Origin of the sequence: Halomonas sp. DP4Y7-1, from assembly GCF_019800705.1 — a bacterium.
Taxonomy (GTDB): domain Bacteria; phylum Pseudomonadota; class Gammaproteobacteria; order Pseudomonadales; family Halomonadaceae; genus Halomonas; species Halomonas litopenaei_A.
The window spans coordinates 615,211-630,934 of sequence record NZ_JAHVKS010000001.1; the positions used below are offsets into that span (position 1 = coordinate 615,211).

The 15,724-nt window shown below is 63.0% G+C and carries 10 protein-coding genes; 2 read left to right on the top strand and 8 right to left on the bottom strand.

Translation table 11 applies throughout. The features are described 5' to 3' along the window. Window positions 1-2: 2 nt before the first annotated feature. The 4 genes from nirB to KUV72_RS02520 form a co-directional block, all read right to left on the bottom strand. A complete protein-coding gene (gene nirB, locus KUV72_RS02505) occupies window positions 3-2,543 on the bottom strand; it encodes a nitrite reductase large subunit NirB (protein ID WP_222237313.1) in 2,541 nt (846 codons plus the stop codon). Further along, entirely contained in the window at window positions 2,543-3,877 is a 1,335-nt protein-coding gene (locus tag KUV72_RS02510) for an NAD(P)/FAD-dependent oxidoreductase (protein ID WP_222237314.1), read from the bottom strand. Before KUV72_RS02510 ends, nirB begins: the two co-directional genes overlap by 1 nt. Before the next feature lie 225 nt (window positions 3,878-4,102). Beyond that, window positions 4,103-5,161 (bottom strand): CmpA/NrtA family ABC transporter substrate-binding protein, encoded by a 1,059-nt coding sequence (locus tag KUV72_RS02515; protein ID WP_222237315.1) that lies wholly within the window; start codon window positions 5,159-5,161, stop codon window positions 4,103-4,105. After that, the gene (locus tag KUV72_RS02520; RefSeq protein ID WP_224851810.1) at window positions 5,158-5,772 is read right to left on the bottom strand and encodes an ANTAR domain-containing response regulator; all 615 of its coding nucleotides are present in this window, start codon (window positions 5,770-5,772) and stop codon (window positions 5,158-5,160) included. Before KUV72_RS02520 ends, KUV72_RS02515 begins: the two co-directional genes overlap by 4 nt. 598 nt (window positions 5,773-6,370) lie before the next feature. Between KUV72_RS02520 and KUV72_RS02525 the strand changes: the two genes are divergently transcribed. Together KUV72_RS02525 and cobA are read left to right on the top strand one after the other, a co-directional pair. Then, entirely contained in the window at window positions 6,371-9,181 is a 2,811-nt protein-coding gene (locus tag KUV72_RS02525) for a nitrate reductase (RefSeq protein WP_222237316.1), read from the top strand. Window positions 9,182-9,335: 154 nt separating this feature from the next. Further along, window positions 9,336-10,199 carry a uroporphyrinogen-III C-methyltransferase gene (cobA, locus tag KUV72_RS02530; protein ID WP_222237317.1) on the top strand — a complete coding sequence of 288 codons (864 nt, stop codon included), beginning with the start codon at window positions 9,336-9,338 and terminating at the stop codon, window positions 10,197-10,199. Window positions 10,200-10,297: 98 nt separating this feature from the next. On the opposite strand, the gene KUV72_RS02535 is transcribed toward cobA, so the two are convergent. The 4 genes from KUV72_RS02535 to KUV72_RS02550 form a co-directional block, all read right to left on the bottom strand. Next, complete coding sequence (locus KUV72_RS02535; RefSeq protein WP_222237318.1) at window positions 10,298-11,611, bottom strand: fimbrial protein; 1,314 nt, start codon at window positions 11,609-11,611, stop codon at window positions 10,298-10,300. Continuing rightward, window positions 11,608-14,157 carry a fimbria/pilus outer membrane usher protein gene (locus KUV72_RS02540; RefSeq protein ID WP_222237319.1) on the bottom strand — a complete coding sequence of 850 codons (2,550 nt, stop codon included), beginning with the start codon at window positions 14,155-14,157 and terminating at the stop codon, window positions 11,608-11,610. Before KUV72_RS02540 ends, KUV72_RS02535 begins: the two co-directional genes overlap by 4 nt. Window positions 14,158-14,173: 16 nt before the next feature. Next, a complete protein-coding gene (locus KUV72_RS02545) occupies window positions 14,174-14,869 on the bottom strand; it encodes a molecular chaperone (RefSeq protein ID WP_222237320.1) in 696 nt (231 codons plus the stop codon). Between the two features lie 62 nt (window positions 14,870-14,931). Further along, window positions 14,932-15,474, bottom strand: coding sequence for a fimbrial protein (locus KUV72_RS02550; RefSeq protein ID WP_222237321.1), 543 nt, complete (start codon window positions 15,472-15,474; stop codon window positions 14,932-14,934). Window positions 15,475-15,724: the final 250 nt, after the last annotated feature.

A 15,724-nucleotide genomic window follows, 5' to 3' on the forward strand; every position in this document is an offset into this window, starting at 1 on the left:
GATCATGCCGGGCGCAGCTGACCGCGCTCCTGGGTGACAATGATGTCGGGGTCGGCGCGGTGATCGTTGACATAGCTGCGAAAGCGCTTGAGCTTGTCCGGGTCGGAGAGGGCGCCAGCCCATTCGCACTGATAGCTGTCGATGACCTGTTGCATCTGGCGCTCCAGCTCTGCACCGAGGCCGAGGCTGTCGTCCAGGATCACCGCCTTGAGATAATCGAGCCCGCCTTCCAGCTGCTCCCGCCATACCGAGGTGCGCTGCAGTCGATCGGCGGTCCGCACGTAGAACATCAACAAGCGGTCGATGGTCTGGATCAAGGTCTGGTCGTCCAGGTCAGTGGCGAACAGCTCTGCGTGGCGTGGACGCATGCCGCCATTGCCGCAGACATACAGGTTCCAGCCATGCTCGGTGGCGATGACGCCGATATCCTTGCTCTGTGCTTCGGCGCATTCCCGTGTGCAGCCCGACACCGCGAACTTGAGCTTGTGCGGGGAGCGCAGGCCCTTGTAGCGGTGCTCAAGCCGCAGTGCCATGCCGACGCTGTCCTGAACCCCATAGCGACACCAGGTGCTGCCGACGCAGGATTTCACGGTACGCAGCGACTTGCCGTAGGCGTGTCCGGTCTCGAAACCGGCCGCGATCAACTCGCTCCAGATGGCGGGAAGGTCCTCCAGGCGAGCCCCGAACAGGTCGATGCGCTGACCGCCGGTGATCTTGGTGTAGAGGCCGTATGTCTTGCCCACCTGGCCCAGCACGATCAGCTTGTCGGGAGTGATCTCGCCCCCGGCAATCCGCGGGACCACGGAGAAGGTGCCGTTCTTCTGCATGTTGGCCATGAAGGTATCATTGGTATCCTGCAGGGGGATGTGTGCTGCGTCGGTAATCGGCTCGTTGAAACAGGAGGCCAGGATCGAGGCTACCGCTGGCTTGCAGATGTCGCACCCCAGACCCGGCGATCCATCCGGGCGCGGCGTACCATGCCGTGACATCAACTCACTGAAGGTCTTGATGCCTTCCACCCGGACGATGTCGAAGAGCTGCTGGCGGGTGTGGGCAAAGTGCTCGCACAGCGAGGTATCGACGTCCATGCCGCGAGCTGACAGCTCATGATCAAAGACGCTTTTCAGCAGTGCAGCGCAGCCTCCGCAGCCGGTGCTGGCCTTGGTGGCATCCTTGACCGCTGACAGGTCCTCGCACCCCGCATCCACGGCTGCGTTGATCGCCCCCTTGGTGACGTTGTGGCAGGAGCAGATGGTCGCCTCCTGGGGCAATGCATCCGGCCCCAGTGCCGGCGCAGCCTCGTTGGATGGCAGGATAAGTGCGGCCGGGTCCACGGGCAGGTCAAGGCCGTTGGCGTAGTACTGCATCAGGGTGTCATAGGGGCCGTTGTCACCGACCAGCATGGCCCCCAGCAAGCGCTTGCCATCGGCGGACACGACCAGCTTGCGATAGATCTGCTGCAGCTGGTCAAAATAGCGGTACTGCTTGGCGCTGGGGTGACGATTGCCATGGGCGTCGCCGATGGCGCCCACATCGACGCCCATCAGCTTCAGCTTGGTGCTCATGTCGGCGCCAGTGAAGGTCAGTTCGCCGCCGCTCAAGGTGTCTGCGGCCGCCTTGGCCATCTGATAGCCCGGAGCGACCAGGCCGAAGATGCTGTTGTGGTACAGGGCCACCTCACCCACTGCGAGAATCGCTGCATCGCTGGTGACGCAGTGATCGTCGATGACCACCCCGCCCCGCTCGCCGATCTCCAGTCCACACTCCCGGGCCAGTTCATCCCGGGGGCGAATGCCCGCGGAGAACACGATCAGGTCGGTCTCCAGCACCTTGTCATCCTGGAACACCATGCGCAGACGGCTGGCATCGCCAGGCACGATCTCGCGGGTGGCACGTTCGGTCAGCACCTGAACCCCGAGACCCTCGATCTTTTCTCGCAACAGCTCGCCGCCCTGATCATCGACCTGCATGGGCATCAGGCGGGGGGCGAATTCCACCACCGCCGTATCCAGGTCGAGTCCACGCAGAGCGTTGGCCGCTTCCAGCCCGAGCAAGCCCCCTCCGACCACCACGCCAGTGGTCGCGGTGCTGGCGGCATGGCGTATCGCGTCCAGGTCGTCCAGGGTGCGATAGACCAGACAGCCATCCCGGTCATTGCCCGCAATGGGCGGCACGAAAGGGGTCGAGCCCGTTGCCAGTACGAGCCGGTCATAGGTGTGAGTACCCTGCGCGGTGTGGACCTGCCGAGAGTCGCGATCGATAGCGGTGATGGCTTCGTCGAGGCGCAGCTCGATGCCGTGTTCGTGGTAGTAGTCCGCGGTCGACAAGGCCAGCGAGTCGGCGTCTTGACCGGTGAAGTAGTCGGATAGGTGGACACGGTCATAGGCCAGGTGGCGTTCTTCGCCGAATACCGTGATGCGATAGTGATGGTGCTGGCCGCGTTCGACCAGCTGTTCGATGAGGTGATGGCCGACCATGCCGTTGCCCACCACGATCAGGGTGGGGCGGGTGTCACGGGTGGCGGAGTCTGAACGTGTGGTCATCAGGCGGCATCCTGGTGGTGTGAAGAGTCGGAGTGAGGCGCTGCGTGGGCGCTGAGCAGGGCGTCGGTGTCGGCCTGGCCGAGCAGCAGGGAATGACGCACGCGGTCCAGACACGTACCTTGTTCGGCCAGTGAAAATAGCCATGGGCCCATGCGCGTGTCGCCGTACAGCACGGCGCCCTCGAGCTTTCCATCGCGCAGCAGCAGGCGACGATATTCGCCGGTATCGTGATAGCTCAGCACTTCGTGGTCGCTGTCTGGCTCGGTCGGACCGAAGGCATACAGGTCGACGCCCGACACCTTCAGCTTGGTGGCGCAGGGCTTGTCGCTGTAGGTATCTGCGGCCTGGCCGCTGAGACGGGCGGCGAGTATCTCGACCTGGCGCCAGATGGGCTCTACCAGGCCGTAGGTGCTGTCACCGAACTGGCAGCACTCACCCACCGCCGAAATGCGTGGATCGGATGTGGCCAGGCCGTCATCCACATGGATGGCCCGATCGCAGTGAAGGCCCGCCGCTTGGCCGAGTTCGATGTTTGGCGTAATGCCTGCCGCAATCACGACGCAATCGGCCTCCAGCGCCGTTGACCGTCCGCTGAGGCGCACGCCACTGACCTTGCCTCCTTGATCGCCGATGACGGCGTCGAGACGAGCCCCAGTGTGCAGTGCGATGCCGCGCTGACCGAGTTCGGTGGCCAGCATGCTGGCGGCGACAGCGTCCAGCTGACGGTTCATGACCCGCGATGAGCGCTGCACAACGCTAACCTGCATGCCTCGCCCGGCAAGCCCTGCCGCTGCCTCAAGGCCAAGCAGACCGCCGCCCACGACCACGGCGGTGCCGCCGGCTTCAGCGATGGCCGCCAGCCGGGCAGCATCGTCCAGGTCACGGAAGCCATGCACGCCTTCAAGGTCGATGCCGGGAATCTCGGGCATGGCACTGCGTGAGCCCGTGGCCAGCACTAGGTGGTCATAGCACAGTATTTCACCGTCATCGCACTCGACGCGCTGGCGTCGACGGTCGATGTTTACCACCCGGGTGCCAAGGCGCTGGCCGACGATCGGAAAAGTGTGGTCATCGAGCGACAGAGCCATGCTTTCGCGCTCGATGTCTCCGGCAAGCCAGCTGGAGAGCAGTATGCGGTTGTAGGCGGGGTGGGGCTCGGCGCCGATGAGGGTGATATGGCTCGGTGCCCCGGAACGTCCCTTGAGGCGTGATACCAGCCGATGCGCGGCCATGCCGTTGCCGATGATCACGAGGTGACCTGTCGTGGGGTTTGCCTCAGTCGAAGGGGATACGGTGCTGGGATGTGCGGTATCCGCTTGCGTCTTGCTGGACATGGTAAAGGCTCCAAAAACGCCAAAGACGTCTCTCACTCCCCCAGCATTGGGGGGTGAAGAGACGTCTTTGTCTGAGTCGATGCGATCGCCGTTGATCGCGGCCGGCCAGGGCCGGTGTCATGTCAGTGAGTATCCAAGTTTCGTGCCGGGATACGCGGTTCTTCTTTTTTTACAACGTCTTGCTAAAAGATGAGGGCGCGTGGTGCAACACCACGACGGAGAGTACTACGGGGTGATGGCACTTGGTTGGTGCAACGCCTCGTCGTGATGCACGCTGCTGTAGCAGGTCTCCAGCGTGACGTCGTCCAGCTCCCTCCCTCTGGCCATGAGCAGCGGTTGGAGCCGCTCGGCCATGCCGTAAAAGTCGCTGGGGTGAGGGCGCAGGCCTTCACTCAGCAGAGGATAGCCGGGAGCGCAGCCCACGGGCAGTTCGTCGAGATGAGCGACCGCCTCATCCAGGTAGGGGGGCAGTGCCAGCCATTCCAGCGCCTGGCGGCGGGCGCCTGCCGCGCTGTCCAGCCAACTGGCGGCGGCCCGCAGCGCACGGATGAGGGCGGCCAGCGTGTGGGGGTAGCGACGCGCCCAGGACGCGGTGACGCCCAGCACCTTCTCGGGATGGCCCGGCATCATGTCCGCGCCGCTGGCGATGACCTTGCCGACCTGTCGAAATTCGGCCTGGCTTCCCCAGGGCTCGCCCACACAGAACCCATCGATTTCGCCCTCGCGCAAGGCGTCCACCATTCGGGGAGGCGGCAGCGCGACCAGCTCCACCTCGCTGTCGCTGTCGATAGCGCCGAGGGAGAGCCATTCACGGAGCAACAGGTGCTGGCAGGAGTAGGGGTAGACCATGGCCAGCCGAGGCTTGGCCAGACCCCGGGTCAGGCAGTCGCGCAGGGCCAAGGCGGAGCCTTGCGGGCGGGGCAGGTCGCTGCGCACATCCAGCGCATTGGCCAGCCGCTGGGACAGCACCAGGGTATTGCCCTGGCGGCCCAGTACCATCGCGGCCAGCGTTTCGCATGGCGCCCGTGACAGACCCAGGCTCATGGCCAGGGGCATGGGCGCCAGCATGTGGGCACCATCGAGGAGTCCGGCAGCGACCTTGTCGCGCAGTGTCGACCAGGCGTTCTCTCGTGACAGGCTGACATCGAGGCCCTGCGCGCTGAAAAAGCCGCCTTCCCTGGCGATGATCAGCAGTGCCGCGTCCAGCAGCGGGACGAAGCCAAGGGTCAATCCTGCGAGCTCTGGTGCGCTGGTCGATGGCTGAGTGGCCTTCCCTATGCTCATGATCCCTGCTCCAGTGGTTTGAGAATATCGATGACGTTCTGGGCGACCTGGGCGATGCGCTGGCCGCGGTCCATGGCCAGCTTGCGCAGCATCCGGTAGGCCTGTTCTTCATCGCAGCTCTGGTGCTTCATCAACAGGCCCTTGGCCTGTTCGATGCGCTTGCGGTCGGCCAGCTGATTGCGAGCCTTGTCGAGGTCTCTGCGCATGCCCTGAAAGGCCTCGAAGCGGGCGATGGCAACCTCGATCACGGCCTTGACCCGGTTGGCGGCCAGGCCATCGACGACGTAGGCGCTGACCCCCGCCTTGACCGCTGCCTTGAGGGATTGCGGATCATGCTGATCGGCAAAGAAGACCACCGGCCTGGGATTTTCCCGTTGCAGCAGGGCCATGCTCTCCAGGGTGTCCCGGTCGGGGGATTCCATGTCGATAATGACCACATCGGGCTGATGCTGGCGCACCATGTCATTCAGGCTTGCCGGACTCGATAGCCGGCAGACGACCCGATGGCCATCGTTGGCCAGGGCCTCTTCGACCATGGCCGCGCGCACGATCTCATCGTCGACCAGCAGCACACTCAAGGTGTCAGGTTCAGGCATCGGCATAGAAGGCATGGCTCTTGTCGGGCGCTTGATAAAGGTAACGGTGTGGGTGGATGCACTGTGTGGTGGCAACTTGCCTCTGGTGTCAGCTGACAGCTCAGGGCGGCGTCTAGGCTTCGCTGGCGGCAATATGTGTTCCACCTGGTTAACTATCTTTTTTAATCAGAGTGATAGCGATGCACGGCTACGGTGCGCCGGGGGGTGAAGGGATGGGCAGGCAGGCAAGGGGCACGAATTGCACCGGATGGGTGCGAAACAACGCTTCGCGGTGAACGTCGTGGTGCATGGCCGCCTCGTTCAGCCCCATGCAATGCCCTGGCGGGCCCAGAGCGTGAGCCTTCACGCAACAGCCAGGCGGTCGCCCTCGGGCGGAGCGGAAAGCCGGTGTCACCGGGCGCACCTGCCCTGGCTGCCGGCAACCTGGAAGGGGGTTCCTGCCAAGATGGCACGAGGTTTGCTTCTGTAGTGGAAAGCGCAGACATCGGACAGCGACAGGTCTGCGCGCAACGGAAATCCAATGTGGGGTTTCCTCGGCAAAGACGCCCATTCAGCTCCTGGCCATGCCAGGCGCTGAGTGGGCGTTTTGCGTGATGGCTCACAGGAGAAGGGGATGACCCAGACAGATCATGACGGCGCGCCAGCCCAGCCAATCCTCGACCATGGCGACGGCAAACAGGCAGGCACGCTGACCACCTGTCCCTACTGCGGTGTTGGCTGCGGTGTCGCGCTGAGTGCCAAAGCGGGGAGCGCCGTGGTCGAAGGCGATGCCTCTCATCCCGCCAACTTCGGGCGTCTGTGCGTCAAGGGAACCGCGCTGGCAGAGACATTGGGCCATCACGGCCGCCTGACGATGCCGCGGGTCGATGGTCACGAGACCCGTTGGGAGCAGGCGTTGGATACGCTCGCCGAGCGCCTGCTCAAGATACGTGAAGCCGCGGGGCCAGGTGCCATCGCTGGCTATCTGTCGGGACAGCTGTTGACCGAGGACTACTACGTCGCCAACAAGTTGTTCAAGGGGTTCATCGGTACCCCGCACCTGGATACCAACTCACGTCTGTGCATGGCCTCTGCTGTCGCCTCCTACAAGCGGACCTTTGGTGCCGATGCGGTGCCCTGTAATTACGAGGATCTCGAGGAGGCGGAGCTGGTCGTGCTGGTGGGATCCAACCTGGCCTGGAACCACCCGGTGCTCTACCAGCGGCTGCGGCTGGCCAAGTCGCGTAATCCCCTGTTGAGGGTGGTGGTCATCGACCCACGCGTCACTGACAGCTGCGAGGTCGCCGATCTTTACCTGGGACTTCGCCCAGGCTCGGATGCGGCGCTGTTCAACGGGCTGCTTGCGTGGATGGCGCGCCATCAGCGACTGGACAGGGTGTACCTGCAGCGTCATACGGATGGCAGTGACGAGGCGCTGAAAGCGGCCTTGGTCGATGCTCCCGATATCGATGCGGTCGCGGCGGCGTGCGACCTGGACCCTGAGCGCCTGGAAACCTTCTACTACTGGTTTGCCACTCAGCTGCATGTGGTGACCCTCTACTCCCAGGGAGTCAACCAGTCGACCAGCGGTACCGACAAGTGCCAGGCCATCCTCAACTGCCACCTGGCCGGCGGCAAGATTGGGCTGCCCGGGGCGGGACCGTTCTCGATCACTGGGCAGCCCAACGCCATGGGCGGGCGTGAGGTCGGTGGCCTGGCCAACCAATTGGCGGCACACATGGATTACCACGCGCCGGGCGCGAGGGAGAGGGTGGCACGCTTCTGGTCGACTCAGACGGTGACCGCCACGCTGCCCGAAGGTCCAGGCTACAAGGCGATCGAGCTGTTCGAGGCGCTGGAGCGGGGAGAGATTCAAGCGCTATGGATTATCGCCACCAATCCTCTGGTCAGCCTTCCCGATAGTGATCGTGTTCGCGCCGCCATCGCCCGCTGTCCGCTGGTGATCGTGTCCGAGTGCATGGAGGATACCGAGCTGGTGGCGCTGGCGGACATCGTTCTTCCGGCCAGCGGCTGGTCGGAGAAGGACGGCACCGTGACCAACTCCGAGCGGCGCATTTCACGCCAGCGTGGTCTTCTTCCGCCGCCCGGAGAGGCGCGCCATGACTGGTGGATCCTGTGTCAGGTGGCCGCCCGCCTGGGTCTGGGGGAGGCCTTCGCCTACACCCATCCGGCCGAGATATTTGACGAACATGCGCGACTGTCAGGTCTCGACAACGACGGTCAGCGCGCTTTCGATATCTCGGGCCTGGCGGGACTTACCCGGCAGCAGTACGACGCCTTGGCACCCATCCAATGGCCGGTCACCCGCTCCGCTCCGCGGGGCACGCCGCGGCTGTTCGAGGATGGTCGCTTCTTCACCGAGACCGGCCGAGCTCGGCTCTGGCCGGTCTATGCCAAGGCGCCACAGCAGACCACCAGCCAGCAGTTCCCGCTGCGCTTGAACAGCGGCCGAGTGCGTGATCAGTGGCACACCATGACCCGCACCGCCCGAGCCAGCCGGCTGATGAACCATCGTGCCGAGCCCTTCGTCGAGGTGCATCGTGACGACGCTGCAGCACTGGGCCTGGTCGATCAGGCATTGGCGTCGATCCGTTCACCCACTGGAGAAATGCGGGCTCGTGTGCGGGTCGCCCCTGGCCAACGCCGCGGTGAGGTGTTTGTGCCGATTCACTGGACCCGGCGCTTCAGCCACTCGCCTCAGGCTGGCGCGCTGTTCGGCGGTGTCACCGATCCGCTCTCTGGGCAGCCGGAAACCAAGCATGGTGCGGTGATGGTTTCTCCTCTGGTGCATAGCTGGGAAGCCACCCTGGTGCTCGGTGACGATGCCTTGAGCACTATGAGCGATTCGCCGCGAGACGCGATGGCCAGCCTGGTCAAGGGCACCGAGTACTGGACGCGAGTACCGATGGCGGCTGGCGAGCGCTGGCAGTTGGCGGGGGATCTGCAGAGTGCCAGCCGCGACTGGCTGGCCTGGGCCCGCCAGCACCTTCCCGGTGAGGTGGGCCCGGTGCTGCAGGATCCGTCAGGCTGCCGCTGGCGCCTGGCCGGCTTCGATCAGGGGCGGTTGTGCTGGTGGCTGATGGTGGGACCGGTGACCGAGCTGCCCGGGTTGGGCTGGTTGTCGCAGCGCCTGACGGAAGCGGCGAAGGGCGAGGTGATGGCCCGGCAGGATCGTCGCCGCGTGCTGGCGGGTTGCGATGATGGTGCCGCCGATCAGGGACCTATTGTGTGCAGCTGTCACCAGGTGGGCCGCACCCCGATTCAACGCGCGATACGTGCCGGAGACGATTCGGTGGAGGCGCTGGGGGCGAGGTTGGCGTGTGGCACCCAGTGTGGCAGTTGTCTGCCGGAATTGAAGAGCCTTGTAGAAGAGGAGAAGAGCCGTGGTGCCATCAAGCCCCCGCAGCCAGTATCTGCATGCTGAGAACCCGTCCCCAGGGGCATCGAGCGTCAAGGCGTCCGCCGCTGGTACGTGGCGCAACAGCCCTGTCTGGCCGCGATGGATGGGGCTAGCCGTGCCGCTGTTGAAGCGCCTCGGTGGAAGCCGTTGCAGGCTTCGGCGCAGCGGTCAATCTGCGATGTTCGATACACCGGCACGAGCGCTGTCGCTGCTGTTGGCGCGGCTGGCGACGCTCTGTCAGCGTGGCGCCGATCGCCTCGACAGGCCCGTGCCGATAGCGGCTACTGGCCCACGTCAGGGGCAGGTATCGTTGGTGGGGGCGGGCAGTGGAGCCGGCGAGTTGCTGACGCTGCTTGCGCTGGAGCGACTCAAGCACGCTGATGCCGTCGTCTACGACCGGCTGGTGGGGCCTGACGTACTGGCGATGATTCCGGCCGGAGTGGAGCGGCACTATGTCGGCAAGGCCCGCGGGCATCATAGCCTCGACCAGGCCAGCATCGGGCAGATGCTGGTCATGCTCGCGCGCCAGGGCAAGCGTGTAGTGCGACTCAAGGGAGGCGATCCCGGTATCTTCGGGCGTCTGGGAGAAGAGCTGGATGCGCTGGAGGCAGCAGGGGTGCCCTGGGATATTGTCCCTGGCATCTCGGCGGCGGCCAGTGCCGCTGCTGCCATGGGAATTCCCCTGACCGAGCGGGGCCATGCCCAGAGTCTTCGTCTGGTGACCGCCCAGCAGTGTCGCGAGGGCGGCGAGCCGGACTGGAGATCACTGGCGCGCCAGGATGAGACGCTGGTTTTCTACATGGGCCTGAACAAGCTCACTGCGATCTGTCGAGGCCTCATCACAGCAGGGCTCCCACGAGACTGGCCGGTGATGCTGGTGGCCAACGCCAGCCTGCCCGAGATGGCGTCAGTGGTGGGTACGTTGGCGGATATCGACAGCCGTCTGGCGGCCAGCCCGCTGCCGTCTCCGTGTCTGATCATCGTCGGCAGTGTGGTCAGCCGGGCCAAGGTGACAGCAGCGGCTGAGGCAGCGACCTTGTAAGAAGGGCCGCACAAGGCCCTTCCAGTACTCCAGCTTGGGTGGAGGTTGCTTGCAAGAGCGGCCGCCGGGGGGGGGCCTGCGGCGGTTGGCCAATCGGCTTACTTTGGGGCAAGCACCAGGGTTGCGTGGCCGTTGGCAACGCCGGGCTCGATGTCGCCTGTCTTCACATAGCGAGCGAGAAAATCGAGCATCAGCACTTCTCCATCGATGGCCTTGAGGTCTGTATCAATCCAGCGATAGGCACTGTAGTCACTGCCTTCCGGAGTGATCGGGAGCGGGTCCGGGCGATCACTGTGAAGTAACTGGATACCAACGCCTTTGGCGCTGTCTGCCTCCCCATCCAAGGCGAGAATACCGGCATCTCCACTGGGGTCGTAATCATGAATATTGCCGAGTACCGCCCATTTGATATCGCCATCGCTGTGGCACCATGCCGATACATTGACGGGAGTGTCGGGTACCCCCTGCGGTGGCTGCCCGAGTTCGTTGAATCGATGACTGCCGATCTGGCCCAATGAGACGGAGACATTGCCGACGCCTTGACAGGGGTTCATGCGCACCTTGAGGGGTTGGGCGAAGGTGAGGCCGCTTAGGCTGAATAGATCGGCGTTGTGGTTAGGGGGAGTGCTCAAGTCGTTCATCAATGACAACAGACTGTATCCCTCCCAGGCAGCATGCCTCAGGGTGACCCCCTCGACACCAGGATCTCCTGCCATCTTGTAAAGCGTTACCTTGACATAGAATGAGGGCATCTGACGCCAGTTGACGGCAAACCAGGCGTCAGGGCAGTCCGTGGTGATGGGGGGATAGCCCTCGGCGAGTCCTGTCCCTGCTTTGGCATCGGTACAGGGAATCCCATGTACCGGCTCGTCAAAGGGAAACAAGTTGAAGGCCGGGTTGGTATTGGCCCACTTGAAGGGCAGCGCCTTGCCCTCCACCATCAATTCAGTGGTGTAGCCAACACTGCCACTCCCCCCACCGCCGTACGGATTTCCGACACCATCGTCGGTCATGACATACATGGCTTCATCGGCGGCATCCGAGGTGACGCCTGGCACCGGCCAGTAGCCGTTGGTGGCTGAATAGTGCTGCCATAGCAGCCAGTACTTCACCGTATCCGTTGCATAGTAGCAGCGCGCTACCCAGCCGCCATTGATAGCGTACAGCTGGGAAGCGGGAAGAATGCCGACGGCGATGGGGGTGCCGACGGCGGTGTCGCTGTCCAGGACTATCTCGGAGCCGAAGTCGACCGGTAGCGGCTGGTTGTCCCAGGGAGGAATGATCTCGAAGCAATGTGCATGGGCTCGTGAAGAAAGCGCCAGCAAGCCGAGCAGCAGGAGCAGGTAGCGCCATGGGTGCCGCCGAGACCCGCTGCCTCGAACGGTGTGCAAAAGGGGGGGGTGTAGGATCATGATGGGTCCTTGGTGTGATCGGAAGACGGGCCAATGCACGGCGACTCGACAATAGGAATATCGTCACTGCCCATGGCTGGAGGGGTCCATTCAGGTTGCGCTTGGCAGTGCCTACCTTGGTCAAGGCTGATGGTCAGCGGGCTTCCCGGAGCGAGGTCGCGTACCAGCAGCATGCCGCCTGCACCGACTTGTCCGAGGACTCGACCGTCGGCTGCAGTGGCGGTAGAGCCGAGCGGAACTCCCCTCCCGTGTTGCGTAAGCACCAGGACCACCGGCTGCCCCGTGTCGGTGGCGAAGTGGATGGGCACCATGGCGCCGGCATAAGGGGAGACCTGGACGTTGGTGCGCTGAAATTCCACTGCGGTAGACGCGCCACGAGGGTCCAACTGCACATCGTTGACGCGGTAGGGTGAGAGGAACGGCACCAGGGCTTCTCCGTCGCTATCCAGGGTGAGGTTGGCGGCGTTGGTGACGCGAGCGCCAGCACCACCTTCAGCCCTGATCAGTCCGACGGTGTCACCTGTGCTTTGCCCGAAGGTCACTCCGTGGCGATGCAGCAGCACTGCTCCGCTGGCGCCGAACGATAGCTGGCGATAGTCATCACTTTCGGAACCGGACAGGGTGTATTGTCCCACGGAGGTATGGGTGGAAAGGTTGGCGCCATAGGAATGCTGGTCGCCGGTGTCCCCTGTGGACTGGCTGGCATGAATCCCATAGGCAAGGCCCCTGTCTTCGCCGAGATTTCCGGTGACATTCAGATTGCGATGATCATTCTGTGCCGAATCCCGACTGGCCGAGATCGTCATGCGTGGCGCGAAGGCGGTGTTCGATAGTGGCAGCGACGCGGACAGCAAGGCTCTGTTTTCAGTGTCGCGGTCCTCGCTTTCGACCCGTGACAGACTGAGGTTAAGGCTGACCCTGCCAAAGGTTCGCGTCAGCCCGAGTTGGTAGGTCGATTCCGAGCCTTCACGATGCCAGTAGTCCGCCACTGAGCCGGTAAATGACAGGCGGGAGCGCTCACCCAGTGGCTGGCTGATGTTGAACTGCAGCCGGTTTCGCTGGCTGGCATCGCTGTAGTAGGCGTCCACATCCCGTTGCTGCGGCTCAGAGGAGGCCGGTACATCTTGCAAGTAGGCGGCATCGCTCAGCGACAGGTAGCCGGAACTGGAGTAACGATAGGCGGCCAGATTGATATCGGTGTCGCTGCCGATCAAGTGTCGACTGTAGGAGGTCTGCAGACTCCAGCCATGGCGGTTCCCATCGGGCAAGCGGGCATCCGAGTACTGGGCATCGACCCCTACGGCACCGTAGCGAGTATTGAAGGCGGCGCCAATCAGCGGTGACCAGTAGTCCTCGCTGGCTTGTACTCCGGTATAGCCGGTCAGGGCATTGCTTAACCCGCGCCGATAGCCGATTTCTGCCAGTAGCGGAGCATCACCAATGGCATCATTGTTGAGCTCACCTGCGGCCAGATAGAGCCTGGAGTGCCCTGGCCGAAGAAGTCCCGGCAGCGCTGCGTAGGGCACGCTGTAGCGCTCTATCCTGCCGTCAGCTTCGGTCACTTGAACGTCGAGGTCGCCTCCGTACCCGGTCGGGTAGAGGTCGTCGATGACGAAAGGACCTGGGGGAACGCTGGTTTCGAGAAGGTGCTTTCCTTGCTGGGTGATGGTGACCTTGGCTTGAGTTTGCGCGGTACCAGTGACCACCGGAGCATAGCCTCGCTGACTGTCAGGCAGCATTCGCGGCTCGCTGGTCAGTGTGGCCCCCAGTACCGGGATTGAGTCGAACAGCTCTCCACGGGTGTTGACCTCGCCCAGGCGCAGTAGACGTTCCTGCCCGGCCAACGGGCGCTGCACGTAGTGGTGCAGACTGTCCCAATCCACGCGGCCCTGGTCATCCCGGGTGACATTGAAGTCGCTGCGGTACTGCCATAGTCCAAGGTTGGCAGCTATCGATGCCCCCAGAAATGTGCTGTCAAAGTCCTCTCCCGAAATGCTCGACCGGTAGCTGTTGAGGTGATAGTTGGTCAGCAGGGCGGCCTCCCCGGCAGTCCAATGCTCTGACTCCACGTAACCCCGAGGGCGTTGCAGCATCAGCGCCTGCGGTACGCTGACTCTAGCGCTCAGCGTGCCCTGATCCAGCGTCAAGGTAACCCCTGGCGCCACGCTGGTTGCGTCGAGGTAGCAGTCATCCGCGGCTAGTCCCGAACAGCGCTGCTCGAGGTCCTGGAGAATCTCCGGGTCCAGGCCGACGACTTGCCAGGCCGATAAGGCCAGACGGGTGCTCTGCGTGTCGTTCGAGTCTTCTTCGACACGCAGCAGGTGCCGTCCCACCGACTGCTGGTTGACGATTAGCTCCACGGGATAGTCTCCCGGCACCATGTAGCCCGCTTGAGAAAAGCGACTGATGTCCAAGCCGCTCGATGCGAGAAAGGCAGGATTGAACTCCACCTGTTCGGCGCAGGCGAGACCAGGCAGCACCCAGCTAGTGAGTGCCAGCCAACAAACGTGAGAGGGGGAACAAGAGACCCGGGGCCGCGTTGCCATGGAAGCTCACTCCTGGTCAGTCGTGCGCAAGCGTGGCCTGGCGAACCACTACCGCGCCGTAGTCATTGACTGCCTGGTACCACAGTGAGGTATGGCGGGCGTCGGCTTGAGAGATAGGCCAGCTGGCGTGACCGTGTGGCGCCACCATGTCCAGTGATACATCGGCTCCGGTGGGATCCTGTTGCCAGGATGCCGATACCAGCGAGACATGCGCATCGCTAGGATTGGTGCACTCCAGTAGTGTTTGGCCATTCCTGTGGGTGACCCTCCACTGCAAGCGTGAAATGGCCTCCGTCGCGCTGACCTCCAGGTCGGCGGGGCGGTAGAACAACTTCAGGCGTGTCAAAATGCCCAGTTGCAGCAAATTTGTTTGCTGTTTCGAGACCGGCGGAACTTCCTTGATGTTGAGCCAGTAGAGTGACTCTTCATGCGTTTCGGGTATCTGGCGAATGCGCAGGATACGCAGCGTCTGGCGCTGGCCGGGATCCAGCCGAAAGACCGAAGGAGTGACCAGGAAGGGGGAGTCCGCGTCCCTGGCGGGCCGAGAGCCTGCTCGCTCATCGGCCCAGGCCTGAACCAACACCGGCATGTCGTCCTTGTTTTCCAGGCTGATGGTCTGCTCATTCTGATCTTCGTTGTACACCACACGGGTGCCATTGATGGAGACGCTGGCAGAGACTGATGTGGCAACCGACAGCGCGAGCAGCAACATAGCTGTCGCGCCAACCCATCGGCCTGACACCCTCCGCCAGGGTAAGGGTAGGGTCGTAGGCTTCATTCGTAGACGATCTCGATAGCGCCAGTGGCATTGACGGTACCCGCGGTGACGGCGGCAGCGGTGGACTGATACCAGGCAGTCAGCGGGATGAGGGTGGTGCCGCTTCCTGCCACGATGTCGACTGCAGGAGTACTGGCATTGTTAGCGGCCTTGACCCAGTCATCGTTGGCGTCATAGACGGCGATGCCCACATTTTGTGCCGTGCTGGTGGCATCCAGCAGGAATAACCCGGTGGTAGGGTCGACTTGACTATCGTCACCGGTGAAGCGTACGGCGACCTTTTGTGCGCCGGTGGTGCCCGCGGTGCAGGTCAGTGCCAGCTGGAAGGCTTTCTGACCTGCCCGTGTGCCCGCGGCGCCAAAAGCGCTGGTGGAAACCGTCGGCAGGGTGACCGAGGTGTCAGCGGTGGGGATGGTGCAGTTGGCAGCGACGATCTCTCCATTGAAGGTAATGGTGCCATCGGCGGCTTGAGCACTGCACGCCGAGAATAGGGCGAGAGTGAGGCCGATGGGCGCGATGTAGGAACGGGGATAGGACATGAGACACCTCCAGGTATGAAGTGAGCATCTGCGCTAGCTCAGATGAGTCAGCCAGTCGTGCTCGGAAGTCGTACATGTCAAAGAATATTGAGTATTAGTAATTTGGTGTTGATCTAGATCATTTTTTGAAAAATAGGGTTAAAAATGTTTCTGAAATGTAAAGTTTGGTTAACGAAAGCCTAAGACTTCTGGCCTTATTCGAGAGCAAATTGCTTGTTTTGGCACTAAACGGAAGTCGTTCTGGGCTTTG